Source organism: Polaromonas sp. (assembly GCF_013817205.1).
Classification (GTDB): domain Bacteria; phylum Pseudomonadota; class Gammaproteobacteria; order Burkholderiales; family Burkholderiaceae_C; genus Polaromonas.
The window spans coordinates 1-17,749 of record NZ_JACDDD010000080.1 but is presented as its reverse complement, the minus strand read 5'-3'; the positions used below and the strand labels follow the sequence as shown (position 1 = coordinate 17,749).

Genomic DNA, 17,749 nt, shown 5'->3' with positions numbered 1-17,749 from the left:
TCGGTGGTGCGGCTCATGATGCCGATGCCGGCATACAGGCCGATGGTGGCCAGCAGGAAGATCAGACCGATCCACTGACGGGACAGGCCCATCTGTTCGAGGATGGCAAGCACCACCACAAAGGCCAGAAAGCCCCCGGTGTACCACTTGTAGACCTTGCCCAGGCCCTTTTTGAAGGCAGCGTTGGATGCGGCAGTATTCGTGCCGGCATCATTACCAAACATTCCAGCCATGATTATTCCTCGCTCTCTTGGACGCCATGCTCAATATCGAGCTTGCCCATGTACCAGGCGTAATACCCGATGATGGCCACGTAAATCACCAAAGCCCCCTGCGCTCCCATCCAGAAGCTGAAAGGCCAGCCAAAGAAATTGAAACTCAATTCGCGTGCGTAATAACTCACGACGAACGTCACGACGAACCAGATCACGATGAGGATCGCCGTGACATTCAGGTTCTTTTGCCAGTAACGGCGGTGGTTGTCAGTCAACTGCATAACACTTGCCTCCATCAACAACACCCTTGCGGGCACATCACGATCACCACCATCCCTGGCGTGGCCTGCAAGCCGGATCGCGTCTTATAAGCCTGGGCTCAGACCCTGGCCTTCAAATACCCGCTCAGTTGGTTGACGGTCAGGAAGACTGAGCAACGCTCAGTCCCGTCTCGCGCTCCAGCTGGGCGGCCACTTTGGGCTCAAACCTTTTGAGGTGGCGAATGACCTTCACCGCCTCATCAGGGTCTTGCCTGTCTACATGAACCCGCGCAAGCTGATACCAGCCGAACGGGCTCATGGGTTGCAGTTCTGTATTTCTCTTGAGCGCCTGCACCGCTTCGTCAAAGCGTCGGTCGCGAATCAGCAGCAGCGCCAGACCGTACCAGGCACGGTCCATCTTGGGTTCAATCTCCAGCGCGCGGCGGAATGCGGGCTCGGCATCGGCGTGACCGCCGACGTCTTCAAGCATGTAAGCGAGGTTGAACCACGCTGCAGCAGTGTCGGGAAAGCGGGCTACCAGCTCCCGCAGCGCATCAATGGCGCCGTGTTTGTCGCCCAGTTGGGCAAGTACATGGGCCCGGCTCGCCAGCGCATAACGGTCGCCAGGACGCACCCGCAACATCTGGGTGAACTTTTCCAGGGCAACAGCCTGCCTGCCGAACACCAGCAGCACCAGTGCCTGCATCTTCAGATACCAGTAAGCCAGAGCATTGTTCATTTGCACAACTCCACGCCGATTTCGAGGCAAATCCGGATTTTCATGAGGGTGGCCGCTATCCAGATGAACAGCAGCAACAAAAACGCCACGAGCGGAACGTGGCGGTCAATGACTTGTTTGGGGGTGATCACGCGGGCGGCGACCACGAAGGGTTTGCCAACGATCTGCAGGATCTGATAGAAAAGATTCTGGTCTCTTTTTGCGCCGGCCAGCAGGCCCAGCACCCATTGCCCGAACAGCGCGAGCAAGGCGATTTCCGCTATCAGCTTGATCGTGGAAACAGTAAATAGCATAGGCCCTTTGGAAACAATGGCTTGATTGTTTCCCCAGCGCTTACCGCCTTCTTACAAATGCTGACGGAATCCCCCGGACCTAGCTAAAACCCTCCTAGGGGTTTCCCTTGGTTTGGGCCCCGCAGCACAGGGGCCGGGAACCAAAGTTTTAAACCGCAGGGTTGGCGAGCTGTTTCCAGGTCGCAATGACCGTGTCCGGATTGAGCGACAGCGAGCTGATGCCCTCGTCCTTGAGCCACTGCGCAAAGTCCGGGTGGTCACTGGGGCCCTGGCCGCAGATACCGACGTATTTGCCCTGGCGTTTGCAGGCCTGGATGGCGCGGCTCAGCATGGCCTTGACGGCCGGGTCGCGTTCGTCGAAGTCCTCGGCCAGGATGGCCATGCCCGAGTCGCGGTCCAGGCCCAGGGTGAGCTGGGTCAGGTCGTTCGAACCAATCGAGAAGCCGTCGAAGAATTCCAGAAACTCGTCGGCCAGGATGGCGTTGCTCGGCACCTCGCACATCATGATCACGCGCAAATCCTTCTCGCCACGTTTCAGGCCATGCTGGGCCAGCAGATCAGTGACCTTTTTAGCTTGTCCGAGGGTACGAACAAAAGGCACCATAACCTCGACGTTGACCAGGCCCATGTCGTCACGCACGCGGCGCAGCGCCTCGCACTCCATCGCAAAGGCCTCGCTGAAGTCGGCGCTCAGGTAACGCGATGCGCCACGAAAGCCCAGCATCGGGTTCTCTTCTTCCGGCTCGTAACGCGAACCACCGATCAGCTTGCGGTACTCGTTGGACTTGAAGTCCGACAGGCGCACGATCACCGGTTTGGGCCAGAAGGCGGCGGCGATGGTGGCCACACCTTCGGCCACCTTGTCCACATAAAAGGCACGCGGTGAGGCATGGCCGCGCGCCACGCTCTCCACTGCCTTTTTCAGGTCGGCATCAACATTCGGGTAGTCAAGGATGGCCTTGGGATGCACGCCGATGTTGTTGTTGATGACAAACTCCAGCCGTGCCAGGCCGACACCGTGGTTGGGAATCTGGCAGAAGTCGAAAGCCAGCTGGGGGTTGCCGACGTTCATGCTGATTTTCACGTCGATCTCTGGCATCTCGCCACGCTGCACTTCAGTGACCTCGGTTTCCAGCAGTCCGTCATAGATGTTGCCGGTATCGCCCTCAGCGCAGCTCACGGTGACCAGCATGCCGGTGCTCAGCGTTTCAGTCGCATCGCCGCAGCCCACCACGGCAGGAATGCCGAGTTCACGCGCGATGATGGCGGCGTGGCAGGTGCGCCCGCCGCGATTCGTCACGATGGCGCTGGCGCGCTTCATGACCGGCTCCCAGTTCGGGTCGGTCATGTCGGTGACCAGCACGTCGCCGGGCTGGACCTGGTCCATCTCGCTGATGTGGTGTACGAGGCGCACGGGGCCGGTGCCGATTTTCTGGCCGATGGCGCGTCCTTCGGCCAGCACGGTGCCTGTGCCCTTGAGCTTGTAACGCATCTCGGCCTTGCCCTTGGACTGGCTCTTCACCGTCTCGGGTCGCGCTTGCAGAATGTAAAGCTGGCCGTCGGTGCCGTCCTTGCCCCATTCGATGTCCATGGGGCGGCCGTAATGGTCCTCGATGATCACGGCATAACGCGCGAGCTGCTCGACGTCGGCATCGCTCAGCGAATAGCGGTTACGCAGCTCGGCCGGCACGTCGGTGGTCTTGACCAGCTTGCCGCCGGCCTTCTTTTCCTCGGCGGTGGTGAACTCCATCTGCAGCAGCTTGGAGCCGAGGTTGCGGCGGATCACGCAGCGTTTGCCGGCCTTGAGCATGGGCTTGTGCACGTAGAACTCGTCGGGATTCACGGCGCCTTGCACCACGGTTTCGCCGAGACCGTAGCTGGAGGTGATGAACACCACGTCTTCAAAGCCACTTTCCGTGTCGATGGTGAACATCACACCTGCGGCGCCAAGATCGCTGCGCACCATGCGCTGCACGCCGGCCGACAGGGCCACGTCGGCATGGGCAAACCCCTGGTGCACGCGATAGCTGATGGCGCGGTCGTTGTAGAGCGAGGCAAACACCTCTTTCATCTTGTGCAGCACATCCTCGATGCCAACCACGTTCAAAAAGGTTTCCTGCTGGCCGGCGAAGGACGCGTCGGGCAAATCCTCGGCCGTGGCCGATGACCGCACGGCAAAACTCGCTTGCGCGTTCCCGGCACTCAACGCGGCGAAGCTGTCACGCACCGCCTGCTCAAGATCTTTCGGAAAAGGCTGGGCTTCGACCAGCGTGCGGATCTTGCTGCCGGTTTCGGCCAGCGCGCGCACGTCGTCGGTGTTGAGTGCATCAAGCAGCGCGTTGATTTTGGTGTCCAGACCTTCATGCGCCAGAAAGGCGCGGAAGGCATGGGCGGTGGTGGCAAAGCCGGTCGGCACCTGCACACCCTTGGGGCCGGTGGGCAGCTGCGAGATCATCTCGCCGAGGCTGGCGTTTTTACCGCCGACGGCCTCGACATCCGTCATCCTCAGGTTTTCAAACGGTACGACCAGGGCGGTCGGCTCAAAAAGGTTGGACATGAAAATACTCCGGGAGGTTTAAAAACCGGGACGTGGCGCATGCGCGGCGGGTAACCTTGTTGTTGTGCTAATGGGTTGGCGCGGGGCATGGCGGGGAATATCGGGATAATTGCCCTCATTGTAGGGTGCCGCCTGCCCGCGCTGCCTCCCGCGCCCTTTCACAAAGCTGACCTCTTCCCATGCCCAACCGCACCGTGTTTTTCATCTCCGACGGCACAGGTATCACGGCCGAAACCTTTGGCAATGCCATCCTGGCGCAGTTCGAGTTCAAGCCTCGCCACGTGCGCCTGCCCTTCATCGACAGTGTGGACAAGGCCCACCAGGCGATACGCCAGATCAACCACACGGCCGAGGTCGAGGGCCTGAAACCCATCGTCTTCACCACGCTGGTCAACATGGAGATCCTGGAGGTACTCAAGGCCACCTGCCACGGCATGCTGTTGGACATGTTCGGCATGTTTGTGGCGCCGCTGGAGATCGAGCTGGGGCTCAAATCCAACCACCGGGTGGGGCGATTTTCGGACGCGTCCAAAAGCAAGGAATACGACGACCGCATCGAGGCCATCAACTTCTCGCTGGCGCACGACGACGGGCAGAGCAACCGCGACCTGGCCGGTTCGGACGTTATCCTGGTCGGTGTCAGCCGCAGTGGCAAGACGCCGACCTCGCTCTACCTGGCCATGCAATACGGGCTGAAGGCATCGAACTACCCCTTGATTCCGGAAGATTTCGAGCGCCGCCAGCTACCGCCCGCCCTGGTGCCGCACCGCAAGAAGATTTTCGGCCTGACGATTGCGGCCGAGCGGCTGGCGCAGATCCGCAACGAACGCCGGCCCAACTCCAAATACGCCAGCCTGGAGAACTGCCGCGACGAAATCCATGAGGCTGAAGCCATGATGCGGCGCGAAGGCATACGCTGGTTGTCGACCACCACCAAGTCGATTGAAGAGATTGCGACCACCATCCTGCAGGAAATCCGGCCGGAGCGGCTGGAATACTGAAACAAGGCGTTTTGCTCTGTTTTTAATAGCTACGCGCGCTTTAATGGCGTGGGCTACAGCCAAATTTGGTTGAAAAATCCCCAGCGGCTGGCTCCCGGAGGGCCGTCCATTCCGTTTTATGCATCAAATATGGCTCTAGCCCCCGCCAATTGTGCGCCAATAGCTCCTGATTTGATAGCATTCAGGCTCAACCCAGCACCGCCACCCCCTTGACCTGCGCATACACCGCGCTGCCCGGCCGCAGCGCCAGTGCTGCCGCCGACTTGCGTGTGATGCGCGCCAGCAGCGTGCTGCCGCCAGCCTCCAGGCTGACCATGAGCTGGCCGGGGCTGTCGTCGGCCAGGCCGGTCACCGTGGCGGCGATCACATTGAGCACACTGCTGGCCGCCTGCGGATGCAGGCTCAGGCTGACGTCGCGTGCCTGGATCCGCACCCGAACGCGCTGGCCAGGTTGCAGCGCCTGGCTGGGCAGGTTGATCTGGCCGCCGGGGAATTCAAGCTGCGCGAGTTGCCATTGCGGCTCCAGTCGCGTCACCGTGGCCGCAAGCACCGCTGCCGCCGCGTCGCCATGCGCCAGCGGCAGGTCTAGCCGGGTCATCAGCTCTCGCGTCGGGCCGGCTGCAGTCACGCGGCCCGCCTCCAGCAGCAGCAGGTGGTCGGCCAGGCGCGCCACCTCGTCCGGCGCATGACTCACATACAGAACGGGAATTTCCAGCTCGGCGTGCAGTTTTTCAAGGTAAGGCAGCACTTCGGCCTTGCGCTGCAAGTCCAGCGCGGCCAGCGGCTCGTCCATCAGCAGCAGGCACGGGCTGGTGGCCAGCGCGCGGGCGATGGCCACGCGCTGGCGCTCACCGCCCGACAGCGTGTCGGGCCGGCGACCCATCAGCGGCGCAATACCCAGCAGCTCGACCGCCTGCTCCAGCGAGACGCGGCGCTGTGCTGCGGGCACGCGGCTGCGGCCGTAGGCCAGGTTGCGCTGCACGTCCAGATGCGCAAACAGGCTGGCTTCCTGAAAGACAAAGCCCAGCGCCCGGCGATGTACCGGCACAAAGACGCCGCCAGCATCGTCCTGCCACACCTCGCCGTTGACTACCAGTTGGCCGCTGCCTGCGCGTTCCAGCCCGGCGATGCAGCGCAGCAAGCTGGTTTTGCCCGAGCCGGACACCCCAAAAATCGCCGTCACGCCGCGCCCGGGGAGAGCGAAGTCCACATCCAGCAGGAAGCCCCCCAGCCGGTGGCGGAAGGCGCCCGAGATGCCGCTCATGCGCCCTGCCCCTGGCGCCGCTTGCGGCCCGGCTGCAGCAGGGACAGCGCCAGCAGCACAACGAAGGAAAACAGCAGCAGCCCACCGGCCAGCCAGTGCGCCTGGGCATATTCCAGCGCCTCCACATGGTCGTAAATCTGAACCGACAACACCCGCGTCTGACCCGGAATGTTGCCCCCCATCATCAGCACGATGCCAAACTCCCCGACCGTGTGGGCAAAACCCATGACGGCTGCGGTCAAATAGGCGGGACGCGCCAGCGGCAACACCACGGTCAAAAAGGTATCCAGCGGCGAGGCGCGCAGGGTGGCGGCTACTTCCAGCGGACGGTCACCCATGGCCTCGAACGCGTTTTGCAGTGGCTGCACCACAAAAGGCAGCGAATAAAACACTGACCCTACGACCAGCCCGGTAAAACTGAAAGGCAACAGGCCCCAGCCCAGCGATTGCGTGAGCGCGCCAACCGGCCCCTGCGGGCCCATCAGCACCAACAGGTAAAAGCCCAGCACGACAGGCGGCAGCACCAGCGGCAACGCGACCAGCGCGCCGACCGGCCCCTTGAGCCAGGAGCGCGTGCGCGCCAGCCACCAGGCCAGCGGCGTTCCCGCCAGCAGCAGCAGCACCGTGGTCGTCGCTGCTAGTTTGGCTGTCAGCGTGATGGCCTGGAGGGCTGCTTCGTCGATCATGTCAGGGCTGAGCCTGGTAGCCATAAGCGCGGATCACCGCTTTGGCCTTGTCGGTTTTGAGAAAGTCAATGAACTGCTGCACCGCCGGGCTGTGTTTGCCTTTGACCAGCAACACAGCGTCCTGCCTGATTGGGCTGTGCAGGCCCTCCGGCACGATCCAGGCCGATCCCGATTTGATCTTGCCGCCTTCAAGCACCTGCGACAGCGCCACAAAACCAAGTTCGGCATTGCCGGTCGACACAAAGCTGAAGGCCTGACCTATGCTTTCGCCAGTGACGAGTTTGGGCTGCAGTGCCGCCATCAGGCCCAGCCGCGTCAAGGTCTCTACTGCGGCTGCCCCATAAGGTGCGATTTTGGGTGCGGCAATCGCCAGCTTGCTGAAACCGCCATTTTTCAGCACCTCGCCTTGCGCGTCCACCAGCCCAGGCCGCGCCGACCACAGCGCCAGCTTGCCGGTGGCATAGGTGAAGCGGCTGCCGCTGACGGCGGCGCCCTCCTGCTCCAGCTTTTTCGGGGTCGCGTCATCGGCGGCGAGAAAAACGTCGAAGGGCGCGCCGTTGGTGATCTGCGCATAAAACTTGCCGGTGGCGCCGAAGGCCAGCACGGCCTTGTGGCCGGTCTCTTTTTCAAAGTCTGCGGCGATGAGCTTCATGGGCGCGGTGAAGTTGGCCGCCACAGCCACATGGACATCGCCCGCCAGCACCGGGGCAGCTACCAGCAAACCCAGCAGAACATGGAAACAGCGCGAGGCAGGTGAACGCATGAAAAACTCCTGAAGGAAGAAAGAACCTAACTGGAACCAAAAAATCTTCGCTATTCTAAAATAGAATAGCGATGCCCGAGCAGCTTCGCGCCAAAATGACCCTATGAAAAAAACAGCCCCCGCCGCCCTGTCCTTCGGCAGCGCCCTCAGCCACGAGCCCGCCGACAAACGCATAGAGATCCTGCGCCTGGTCGGCGAAAGCGGCTCGATCTCGCAGGCCGCCCGTGATGCCGGTGTCAGCTACAAGGCCGCCTGGCAGGCGATTGACACGCTCACCAACCTGGCCGGTGGTGTGCTGGTGGAGCGGGCCGTCGGCGGGGCAGGCGGCGGCGGCGCCCTGCTCACCGATGCCGGACGGCAACTGCTGGCGCTCGCCAGCCGGCTGGCTGAATCGCGCCGCCAGGTGATGGCAGACGCTGCCGCACAAGCCGGCATGGTCTCGAGCATCGGCCTGCGCACCAGCATGCGCAACCAGTTCCCCTGCCACATCCACAGGCTAGAAACAAGCGGCCAGGTGGTGCGGGTGTTTCTGCAACTGCCGGGCGAGGCGCTGCTGGTCTCGCGCATCACCAAAGCCAGCGCAGAACTGCTGGGACTTCAAGTCGGCCTTGCCGTACTGGCGCTTTGCAAAGCCACGGCGGTGGTCGTGGAGCCGCATCTGGCCGGCAACGCCGCAGGCCAGCGCCTGACCGGCCGGGCCCAGCGCGTCAGCCGCGGCGCTGCCGGCGACGAAGTGTCGTTGTTGCTGGACGCCGGGCTGCAGTTGGTGGGATTTGCAGCATCAGGCAGTGGCATGCGGGCAAATACCCCGGTGAGCGCGCTGATCGACGAGTCCGCCCTGGTGATTGCGCTGGCGGCCTGACGATCACCTGCCAGCTATATTTTTGATAGCTGCTCACGCCTGCCACACAAGGGTTGGACCCTTGTTTGACTATCAGTGACGTCCTGGATCGCGTGCTGTGCGTCGCCGGGCTCGAACACATACTGGAGCCCGCGCTGCGCACCACCGCCCGCGCTGGCCACATGCGCCTGTACCCCCCAGACCTGCGCGATACAGGCCGGCGTGAGCACCTCGCTGCTCACGCCGCTGGCGAACACCCGCCGGTCCTGCAGCACCAGGCAGCGATCGCTGTAGCGCAAAGCGAGGTTGAGGTCATGCAGCACCGCCACCACACCCACGCCCTGCCCCAACGCCCAGTCGCGCACCAGTTGCAGCATGCGGTGCTGGTGCTGTAAATCGAGCGCAGCCGTCGGTTCGTCCAGCAGCAACCACCTCTGGCCGTCCATCGGCTCCCAGACCTGGGCGAGCGCGCGGGCCAGGTGCGCGCGCGCTTTTTCCCCGCCAGACAGGGTGTTCAGCGCGCGATGGGCCAGATGATCCACGGCTGTGGCCTGCATGGCCTGCCGCACGATGCCGCGCTCCTGCGGGCTGGGCCGCCGGCGGTGCGGGTAACGGCCCAGGTCGACCACCTCCTGCACGGTGAAGTCAAAGGCGACCTGCGTCTCCTGCGCCACGCAGGCCCGCGTGCGAGCCAGGCTCTCGCGTGTGTGCGCCGCGAGCGGCAGCCCTCCAAGGCGAACTAGGCCGCTTCCCGGCGCGCGCTGGCCCGTCAGCAGCGACAGCAGCGTGGACTTGCCGGCGCCGTTGGGGCCAAGGATGGCCGTCACCTGCCCGGCCATGAAGCGGGCTGAGGCGTCCTGCAGCAGGGTCTTGCCGGGCATGACCACCCTGGCGCCGATGGCTTCGAGCACGCCGTCTGAAAAATCGGCGAAGTGGCGGGCGTTCACAGGCGCCCCTTGAAATGCCGTAGCAACAACAAGAAAAACGGCACACCGACAAACGCCGTCAACACACCCAGCGGCAATTCCGCCGGGTTGACTACGGTGCGTGCAAAGGCGTCGGCCACCAGCACCAGCGCCGCACCCAGCAGCGCCGAGCCGGGCAGCACGATGCGGTGATCGGGCCCGGCCACCAAGCGCACACAATGCGGCGCGACCAGTCCGACAAAACCGATGATGCCGGTGGTCGCCGTGACCGCGCCCACCGCCAGTGCTGTCACCAGCACGGCAAAACGTTTGACCCGCTCCACCGGCACGCCCAGCAGGGCGGCCTGCGCCTCGCCCAGCGCGATCGCGTTCAAGGGTCGCGCCAACGTGAGGCCCGCACCGACCGCAACCCCCACCACCGCAGACACCAGCCCCACCGCGCTCCAGCGCGCCCCGCCCAGGCTGCCGAGCAACCAGAACTGCAGGCTGCGCAGTTGCTCATCGCTGGCCAGAAAAGTCAGGTAGCCCAAACCCGCGCCGGCCAGCGCGTTGATGGCAATGCCGGCCAGCAGCATGACCCCGACGCGTGTGGCGCCGTCTTGCTGTGACATGGCATAGACCAGCACTGTGACCAGCAGACTGCCCGCGAAGGCGGTGGCCACCAGCGTCCAGCTGCCCAATGTGCGCGGCATGTCGGGAAACCAAAGGCTGCCCAGCACAATGGTCACGCCAGCGGCCAGCGCAGCACCGCTGCTGACGCCAATCAGTCCAGGGTCGGCCAGCGGGTTGCGAAACAGGCCCTGCATCAGCGCGCCCGACATGCCCAGCGCCGCGCCTGCCGCTGCACCCAACAAGAGCCGTGGCAAGCGAATGCTCATGAAGACCAGATGCTCTGGCGTCGGCTGGGCACTGCCAGCCAGCATGTCTACCAGGACATTCCATAGCTGAAACGGGCTGATAGCGTAGGCACCGCGTGCGCTGCCAGCTATAAAACTGATAACAAGCAGCAGCACCCCGGCACCCAGCACTGCGGCGGCAGGCCAGCGCCGGTGGTCTCGGCGCAAGGCGGTCGCCGTCATGCACTGGCTTTCACGCTTGCGCGGTGTAGCTCCGCAACGGCCAAAGGAAGCCGTGGGCCAAAGCCCATGAGAAAGAGCGCATCGAGCGCCACCACCGCACGGCGCTTGTACGCAGGCGTGAGCTCCAGCCCCGGACGTTGCCAGAATTTGTCAAGCCCGCCAATGGCTTCCACGCCTTGTGTGGTGGTGACAATCACGTCTGGCGCTGCCGACACCAGCGCCTCGGGCGTCATGGCGCGGTAGCCGCTGAAGTTGCTGGAGCCTCCCGGCGTGATCAAGGCGTTTTGCAAGCCCGCAAAATTCATCATGGCGTGTGCGGCGGTTTTTTCACCCGCCACTTGCGGTGAACCAGAGTGGCTGAGGATAAACACCGCACGCGGCTTGCGCCCGCTCTTGCGCGCCACGGCAGCCATCACTTCTGCCCATTGGGTGTCCAGCTTGGCCTGCAGCGCGGTGGCCTGCGCCGTGCGAGACGTCGCCCGACCCACAGCGGCAACCTTGCGCTGCACTTCCGCCCAGCTGTGGTCGGCCTCCACCAACTCCACCTTGACACCCGCGCTGCGAACCTGGTCCATCACCACATGAGGGCCGGCCTCTGTGGTGCCAATCACCGCATCGGGCTTGAGCGGGAAGGTTTCGCCTGCGGGGGGCACCAGGCCGGTTTGCAGGTTCTCGATTTTTGCGCTGGTGTGGTCCAAGCCGTAGGTGATTTTCTGAAGGGTGTCCCCAGCCATGCGGAATGTCTTGTCCGCCTGAATGCTGGCCTGCAGGGTGCGCTCGGCGTAAGTCGTATCGCGCACGCGGTTTTGCGGCAGCGCCGTACGTCTTTCAAATGTGTAGTCGCGGGATTTTGCGTTCTGGTAGCTGAGCACGGTCTGGATGTTGTCGCTGAGCGCCGTCTCCGCTTTGTAGTTCGCGGCCCAGGTCAGGCGCTCACGCTCCATCTTTCCGGATGAGCTTGCGTTCAGCACCGCGGCAGACCACGCCGTGAGCAGCTCATAGTTGTTGGCCTTGTCGACGTGCTCAAAGGTGAAGACGTGTTTTTGCGAAGAGTTTGGGTTCAGTACAACCTTGGCCAACATCGAATGGGTCTTGTCTGACTGAGGATTGGGGACGGTGCGCTTAAAGCCGGTGCCGTTGTTGTCGCCCCGGTTCTCCAGCTCACTGCCCTTGCTGGTGGCAACGCTCAGCTGCCACGCCAACGTCTCATTGGCGCGCCCGGCGACAGTGCCGCTGATGGCGGTTTCGTTGTTGTCACCGCTGTAGCCAACGGACGCGCGCCCACCCAGGGACTTGTCGTCTCTCAGGTAATCGTCCGGCTCGTGGGTAATGAAATTGACCAGACCGGCAATACCGTCGGAGCCATACAGCGCAGAGGCCGGGCCTTTGACAATTTCAATGCGCTTGACCAGGTCGATGGACACGCTGTCACGACCAAAGGAGTTGGGGCTGAAGGCGTAACTCCGCGGGATGCGGATACCGTCCACCATCATCAACACGCGGTTGCCATCAAGCCCGCGGATATTGAAGCCGGCGTTGCCTTCGCGGCCGGTGTCCCCCTGCGCCAGCCCAAACCGCGCGGGCGCGCGGCGCACCGACACGTTGGGAATGTTTCTGACGGCGTCGCGAATGTCGCGAATCTGGCCCTGCTCAATGTCGGCGGCATTGATCACGTCAATGGTCTGCGCAATGGCGTCGGGGGACTGCTCATGGCGCGAGCCGCTGATGACAACTTCTTTCAGCACCGCCACAGGTCGGGGCGCAGAAGCAGTCGTTTGAGCCTGTGCTGCAAAACCTGCACAACAGGCGAGGCCGACAAGCACGGAAATTTCGCGCTTCGCGAAGAGTGGAAAGGGATTTGTAGCGAACATGCGAGCCCAAGTTGGAGATTGGAGGGCTTGCTGCTGCTGCGTTGGCCTGTGGGCACGCGGCTTGTTGCTGGCTCTGGGAAGCCAGCAGTATATGCGAATGGTTCGCATTTGCAACTATTTGCGAACAAAATTTGAAAGAGGCGCGACCGAGCTGAAGACGCCAAGGATGCATAGCTATAAGCCCGTATCGTTTATAGTTTTTATCTATCACAATAAAGGCATTATGAGTGATATACTATCGATTCGCTGGCCAGTTCAGCCCTTCAACAACCTAAAGAAAGCCTCCCAAATGTCCCTGATCAACACCCAAGTCCAACCTTTCAAAACCCAGGCTTTTCACAATGGCAAGTTCATTGACGTGTCCAACGAATCGCTGAAGGGCAAATGGTCGGTCCTGATCTTCATGCCGGCCGCGTTCACATTCAACTGCCCGACCGAAGTGGAAGACGCTGCCGACAACTACGCCGAATTCCAGAAAGCCGGCGCCGAGGTCTACATCGTGACCACTGACACGCATTTCTCGCACAAGGTCTGGCATGAAACCTCGCCAGCCGTCGGCAAGGCCAAGTTTCCCCTGGTGGGGGACCCAACCCACGCTTTGACCAAGGCATTCGACGTGTTCATTCCAGAAGAAGGCCTGGCACTGCGCGGCACTTTCGTGATCGACCCCGAAGGCATGATCAAAACCGCTGAGGTGCATTCCAACGAAATCGCACGCGATGTCAAGGAGACCCTGCGCAAGCTCAAAGCTGCTCAGTACACCGCAGCCCACCCCGGCCAGGTTTGCCCCGCGAAATGGAACGAAGGCGCCAAGACCATCGCCCCGTCTATTGACCTTGTTGGCAAGATCTAAAAACAGGCCAAACGCCCTGCTGCCTTGTTAACAAAGGCCCGGGCCCCGGCACATACGTGTGCCGTCCCGGGCTTTTTTGTTCCCATTTGAAATTGAAAGTGAGTCCGCCATGCTTGACGACGCCACCAAAGCCCAACTGAAAAGTTATCTCGAACGCGCTACCGCGCCCATCGAAATCGTTGCGTCACTGGACGAGAGCGAGGCCTCTGGCGAAGTGCTGTCGCTGCTGAAGGACGTGGCCGATTCGTCGCCGCTGGTCAAGCTGTCCGAAAGCCGCGACGACCCGCACCGCAAGCCCTCGTTTTCCATTAACCGCCCCGGCGAGAACCACGGCCCGCGTTTTGCTGGCCTGCCCATGGGCCATGAATTCACCTCGTTGATTCTGGCGCTGCTGCAGATTGGCGGCTACCCGCCCAAGGTGGAGCAGGCCATCCTTGAGCAGATTCGCGCGCTGGATCGCGACCTTGAGTTCGAGGTGTATGTCTCGCTGACCTGCCACAACTGCCCTGACGCCGTGCAGGCGCTGAACCTGATGGCGGTGCAGAACCCGCGCATCCGGGCCACCATGATCGAAGGCGGCACCTTCCAGGACGAAATCAAGGAACGCGAGATCATGGGCGTGCCCACGGTCTTCCTGAACGGCAGCATGTTCGGCAACGGCCGCATGAGCCTGGAAGAAATTCTGGCCAAGGTTGACACCAGCGGTGTCGAACGCGAGGCCAAAAAAATCGATGCCAAGGCCCCGTTCGATGTGCTGATCGTCGGTGGCGGCCCGGCCGGCGCGGCCGCAGCTGTGTACGCCGCACGCAAGGGCATACGCACCGGCGTAGCCTCCGAGCGCTTCGGCGGTCAGGTGCTGGACACCCTGGGCATTGAAAACTTCATCTCCATCAAGGAAACCGAAGGCCCAAAATTTGCCCACGCGCTGGAAGAACACGTGCGCAACTACGACGTGGACATCATGAACCTGCAACGCGCCAAGGCGCTGGTGACGCAAGCCGGGCCGGGCAAAGACCTGATCGAAATTCAGTTGGAAAGCGGCGCCTCGCTCAAAAGCAAGTCGGTCATCATTTCCACCGGCGCGCGCTGGCGCAACATCAACGTGCCCGGCGAGCATGAGTTCAAAAACAAGGGCGTGGCCTACTGCCCCCATTGCGACGGCCCGCTGTTCAAGGGCAAACGCGTTGCTGTCATCGGTGGTGGCAACTCGGGTGTGGAAGCGGCGATTGACCTTGCCGGCATCGTCGGCCATGTGACGCTGATCGAGTTCGACACCGCGCTACGCGCCGACGCGGTGCTGCAGCGCAAGCTCGAAAGCCTGAAAAACGTCGACGTGTTCACCAACGCACAGACCATCGAGATCACAGGCGGCCAGAAGGTCAATGGCCTGGTTTACAAAGACCGGACCAGCGGCGAGCTCAAAACCGTTGCACTCGAAGGCGTGTTTATTCAGATCGGTTTGATCCCCAACACCGACTGGCTCAAGGGCGTGGTCGAGCTGTCCAAACACGGCGAGATCGTTGTGGATGCCAGGGGCCAGACCTCGGTGCCCGGTGTGTTTGCAGCCGGTGACGCGACCACCGTGCCCTTCAAGCAGATCATCATTGCGGCCGGTGACGGCGCCAAGGCCGCACTTGGCGCGTTTGACTACCTGATTCGCAGTCCCGCTACGGCGCACTGAAGGGGCACAGGCCCTGCCCTCCAAAGCCCGCCGATGGCGGGTTTTTTTTGCGCCGGAGCCAGCCGCAATACGAACAGTTATCACACTCACACGCAAGCAGACCGCGCGCGCATGGGAATGCTTGAGTTGAGGGCTTGGTGCGGCGACAATCACCGCATTCAAACCATAAACACAAGAGGAATGCCATGAAAGGCGACGCACAAGTCATCACCCACCTGCAGGCCCAGCTCAAGAATGAGCTCACGGCCATCAACCAGTACTTCGTGCACTACCGCATGTACAAGCACTGGGGCCTGGACAAGCTGGCCAAGAAGGAATACGAGGAATCCATCGGCGAGATGAAACACGCCGACAAGCTGATGGACCGCATCTTCATGCTCGACGGCCTGCCCAATCTGCAGGACCTCGGCAAACTGATGATTGGCGAGGACGTGCCAGAGGCCCTCAACTGCGACCTGCAGTCCGAAACCGGTGCCCAGACCACCATCAAGGACGGTATAGCCCACTGCGAAAGCGTGCGTGACTATGTCTCGCGCGACCTGCTCCAGGAAATTCTCGACGACACCGAAGAGCACATCGACTTCCTGGAAACCCAGATCGAGCTGATTGGCAAAGTCGGCATCCAGAACTACCTGCAAAGTCAGATGGGTGAGTTGAGCTGAAGCTGCCGTATTTGGGTACACGGTAAAACGGGGCCTGGCCCCGTTTTTTTATGCCCGCCATTGCGGATTGCTGCTGGCGCTTCAGTCCGGCGCTGGCATCTGCCCGACCAGGCGCCGGGTGAAAAAGCCAAGAATTTCATCCCTTGCCGCCAGTGTGGGTTGCCCCGCCTCGTCGATCAGGTGGGCTGTCACCACGCTGTGGGGTGTTGTCACATGCTGCGCAAAAAAAGGCGGCACGTCCGCGTTCGCGGCCTGGTCTGGCAGTACCCGCGGCTCGAAGCGGTCACCCAGTGCCTCGGTGTAAGCCGCAAAACGCTGGGCACGGCAGAATTTGTCGCCTTCAAAACGGTAAGCCAGCACCGTGAGGTTTTCCCGGTCCAGCCGCTGCCGCACCGCCGCCACTTCTTCCGGCGAAATTTCGATGCCACCCGGGTTGTTCAGCGGCAGTGTCGGCTGGCACAGCACGGGCGCGAGCATGGCGGGCTCCAGCATCATCGAAAGTGCAAAGTTGCCGGTCCAGCACATGCCGATGGCGCCGACACCGGGGCCGCCGCATTCCTGGTGCGCCACCCTTGCCAGCGCCCTGAGCCAGAGGGTCACCGGGCTGGAGGCATCGGTGCCGTCCTTGCCGGCAAAGGCGCGGAACTCGGCGCTGATGCAGGCGCGCTGGTAGACCGCCACCCCTTCCTCTGCCCCCGGAACCGCACCATCCCGCCCGAAGAGCGAAGGCATGTAGACGGTAAAACCTGCATCGCGCACCCAGCGGGCAAACCGTGCAACGTGCGGGCTGATGCCCGGCATCTCGGTCATTACAATCACCGCCGGGCCCGGGCCGGTGTTTTTGCCCACGTACACCTTCTTCGTCACACCATCGAGAGTGATCTCGCGGGGTTCGAAGTCTTCAAGCGCATCGTCTTCCTTCATGCTGCGTCGGGTCATGCTCTGCATCTTCTGCCTTGGTCTTCTGGTGATGGGATGCATGCATTAGACGCAGCAAGCCGCTAGACTGCGAGTGTCGATTTCGATTTCGACAGTATTAGTGCGTTTTCAGCCAATGACGGATTTCACCATTCTTGTTTTGCGCGGCGCCTATGCCACCAGCGTGGCTGCGACACTGGATGTGCTGCAGGCTGCTTCGGCACTGGCGCCGCGCCTGAAGCTGCCCTGTCCGCGCTGGCGCATCGTGTCGCCATCGGGCGGTGCCGTTCTCCTGAGCAGCGGGATGCAGGTCATAACGACGCCCCTGCCCAAGCGGCATCGGCCCGACGCGGCAACCTGGATCGTGCCTGGCCTGGGTCTGGACAATGCCAATGCCATCGCGACCGGGCTGGCAGCACCGCAGGCGCAGCAAGCCATTGCGGCCCTTGCCGCCCATGCGGCTTCAGCCGGCCAAGTGGCGGCATCCTGCTCCGCGGTGTTCCTGCTGCAGGCGGCCGGCCTGCTGGACGGGCGCCGCGTCACCACCTCCTGGTGGCTGGCCGCCGAGTTGCAGCGGCTCGAGCCGCGCTGCACGGTTGACGCCGACAGGATGGTTTGCGCCGACGGCGCCGTCAGCACAGCAGGCGCTGCATTTGCGCAAACCGACCTGATGCTGCATCTGCTTCGCGTGCGTTTTGGCCCTGCCCTGGCAGATGCCGTGGGGCGCATCCTGCTGATCGACGGGAGGCAGGCCCAGTCTCCCTACGTGGTGCCGCGGATGCTCTCCAACGGGAACGAGCTGGTGGCACGGCTGGTGGCGCGCATCGAATCTGCCCTGCCGAACGCGCCCCGCGTGGAGGCTCTGGCGCAGGAATTTGCCATGTCCCAGAGGACGCTTTCGCGGCATGTGCGGGAGGCCACTGGCAAAAGCACCATGGCGCTGGTGCAAAGTGTGCGGCTCAACCGGGCCCGGATGCTGATTGAATCGAGCCGGATGAGCATCGAGCGGGTGGCCGGACAGGTGGGTTACCAAGATTCCACTGCACTGCGGCGCCTGATGCGCAAGGCGGGCACCCAGCCCAGCCGGTGCAGGCCCGCGCTCTGACACCCTGAGCCATGATGATGCCGATACCCTTCAAA

The 17,749-nt window shown here is 62.5% G+C and carries 17 protein-coding genes and 1 pseudogene; 6 read left to right on the top strand and 12 right to left on the bottom strand.

Going from position 1 to position 17,749, the window contains the following annotated elements; all coding sequences use genetic code 11:
* The 5 genes and pseudogenes from H0W47_RS15550 to ppsA all read right to left on the bottom strand — a co-directional run.
* Nucleotides 1-233, bottom strand: a pseudogene (locus tag H0W47_RS15550) (cation acetate symporter); the annotation flags it as partial.
* Nucleotides 234-235: 2 nt separating this feature from the next.
* The gene (locus H0W47_RS15545) at nucleotides 236-496 is read right to left on the bottom strand and encodes a DUF4212 domain-containing protein (RefSeq protein ID WP_296926012.1); all 261 of its coding nucleotides are present in this window, start codon (nucleotides 494-496) and stop codon (nucleotides 236-238) included.
* 139 nt (nucleotides 497-635) lie between these two features.
* Entirely contained in the window at nucleotides 636-1,214 is a 579-nt protein-coding gene (locus H0W47_RS15540) for a tetratricopeptide repeat protein (RefSeq protein ID WP_296926010.1), read from the bottom strand.
* On the bottom strand, nucleotides 1,211-1,507 hold the full coding sequence (locus H0W47_RS15535) for a hypothetical protein (protein WP_296926008.1): 297 nt from the start codon (nucleotides 1,505-1,507) through the stop codon (nucleotides 1,211-1,213). The genes H0W47_RS15540 and H0W47_RS15535 overlap by 4 nt, the downstream gene beginning before the upstream one ends.
* 148 nt (nucleotides 1,508-1,655) lie before the next feature.
* Nucleotides 1,656-4,064 (bottom strand): phosphoenolpyruvate synthase, encoded by a 2,409-nt coding sequence (ppsA, locus tag H0W47_RS15530; RefSeq protein ID WP_296926006.1) that lies wholly within the window; start codon nucleotides 4,062-4,064, stop codon nucleotides 1,656-1,658.
* Between the two features lie 179 nt (nucleotides 4,065-4,243).
* Between ppsA and H0W47_RS15525 the strand changes: the two genes are divergently transcribed.
* Nucleotides 4,244-5,065 (top strand): pyruvate, water dikinase regulatory protein, encoded by an 822-nt coding sequence (locus H0W47_RS15525; RefSeq protein ID WP_296926004.1) that lies wholly within the window; start codon nucleotides 4,244-4,246, stop codon nucleotides 5,063-5,065.
* A gap of 187 nt (nucleotides 5,066-5,252) precedes the next feature.
* Here H0W47_RS15525 and modC read toward each other — a convergent pair whose 3' ends face one another.
* The 3 genes from modC to modA are packed head-to-tail and all read right to left on the bottom strand — an operon-like array spanning nucleotide 5,253 to nucleotide 7,778.
* The gene (gene modC / locus H0W47_RS15520; RefSeq protein ID WP_296926002.1) at nucleotides 5,253-6,329 is read right to left on the bottom strand and encodes a molybdenum ABC transporter ATP-binding protein; all 1,077 of its coding nucleotides are present in this window, start codon (nucleotides 6,327-6,329) and stop codon (nucleotides 5,253-5,255) included.
* Nucleotides 6,326-7,015: a molybdate ABC transporter permease subunit gene (gene modB, locus H0W47_RS15515; RefSeq protein WP_296926000.1), complete on the bottom strand. Its 690-nt coding sequence runs from the start codon at nucleotides 7,013-7,015 to the stop codon at nucleotides 6,326-6,328. The genes modC and modB overlap by 4 nt, the downstream gene beginning before the upstream one ends.
* 1 nt (nucleotide 7,016) lies before the next feature.
* Complete coding sequence (modA, locus tag H0W47_RS15510) at nucleotides 7,017-7,778, bottom strand: molybdate ABC transporter substrate-binding protein (protein WP_296925998.1); 762 nt, start codon at nucleotides 7,776-7,778, stop codon at nucleotides 7,017-7,019.
* A 103-nt stretch (nucleotides 7,779-7,881) separates the two neighbouring features.
* Between modA and H0W47_RS15505 the strand changes: the two genes are divergently transcribed.
* Entirely contained in the window at nucleotides 7,882-8,640 is a 759-nt protein-coding gene (locus tag H0W47_RS15505) for a TOBE domain-containing protein (RefSeq protein WP_296925996.1), read from the top strand.
* 14 nt (nucleotides 8,641-8,654) lie between these two features.
* Here H0W47_RS15505 and H0W47_RS15500 read toward each other — a convergent pair whose 3' ends face one another.
* From H0W47_RS15500 to H0W47_RS15490, 3 genes are read right to left on the bottom strand one after another with little or no spacing between them, the layout of a single operon-like run.
* Nucleotides 8,655-9,566: a heme ABC transporter ATP-binding protein gene (locus H0W47_RS15500; protein ID WP_296925994.1), complete on the bottom strand. Its 912-nt coding sequence runs from the start codon at nucleotides 9,564-9,566 to the stop codon at nucleotides 8,655-8,657.
* On the bottom strand, nucleotides 9,563-10,624 hold the full coding sequence (locus H0W47_RS15495) for an iron ABC transporter permease (RefSeq protein ID WP_296925992.1): 1,062 nt from the start codon (nucleotides 10,622-10,624) through the stop codon (nucleotides 9,563-9,565). Before H0W47_RS15495 ends, H0W47_RS15500 begins: the two co-directional genes overlap by 4 nt.
* Complete coding sequence (locus tag H0W47_RS15490) at nucleotides 10,621-12,369, bottom strand: TonB-dependent receptor plug domain-containing protein (RefSeq protein ID WP_296925991.1); 1,749 nt, start codon at nucleotides 12,367-12,369, stop codon at nucleotides 10,621-10,623. Before H0W47_RS15490 ends, H0W47_RS15495 begins: the two co-directional genes overlap by 4 nt.
* 415 nt (nucleotides 12,370-12,784) lie before the next feature.
* Between H0W47_RS15490 and ahpC the strand changes: the two genes are divergently transcribed.
* From ahpC to bfr, 3 genes are all read left to right on the top strand, one after another.
* The gene (gene ahpC / locus H0W47_RS15485) at nucleotides 12,785-13,348 is read left to right on the top strand and encodes an alkyl hydroperoxide reductase subunit C (protein WP_296925989.1); all 564 of its coding nucleotides are present in this window, start codon (nucleotides 12,785-12,787) and stop codon (nucleotides 13,346-13,348) included.
* A gap of 109 nt (nucleotides 13,349-13,457) precedes the next feature.
* The gene (gene ahpF / locus H0W47_RS15480; RefSeq protein ID WP_296925987.1) at nucleotides 13,458-15,029 is read left to right on the top strand and encodes an alkyl hydroperoxide reductase subunit F; all 1,572 of its coding nucleotides are present in this window, start codon (nucleotides 13,458-13,460) and stop codon (nucleotides 15,027-15,029) included.
* Nucleotides 15,030-15,214: 185 nt separating this feature from the next.
* Nucleotides 15,215-15,691, top strand: coding sequence for a bacterioferritin (bfr, locus tag H0W47_RS15475; RefSeq protein ID WP_296925985.1), 477 nt, complete (start codon nucleotides 15,215-15,217; stop codon nucleotides 15,689-15,691).
* Between the two features lie 81 nt (nucleotides 15,692-15,772).
* On the opposite strand, the gene H0W47_RS15470 is transcribed toward bfr, so the two are convergent.
* The gene (locus H0W47_RS15470; RefSeq protein WP_296925983.1) at nucleotides 15,773-16,630 is read right to left on the bottom strand and encodes a dienelactone hydrolase family protein; all 858 of its coding nucleotides are present in this window, start codon (nucleotides 16,628-16,630) and stop codon (nucleotides 15,773-15,775) included.
* Between the two features lie 115 nt (nucleotides 16,631-16,745).
* Between H0W47_RS15470 and H0W47_RS15465 the strand changes: the two genes are divergently transcribed.
* A complete protein-coding gene (locus H0W47_RS15465; protein ID WP_296925981.1) occupies nucleotides 16,746-17,714 on the top strand; it encodes a GlxA family transcriptional regulator in 969 nt (322 codons plus the stop codon).
* Nucleotides 17,715-17,749 lie beyond the last annotated feature (35 nt).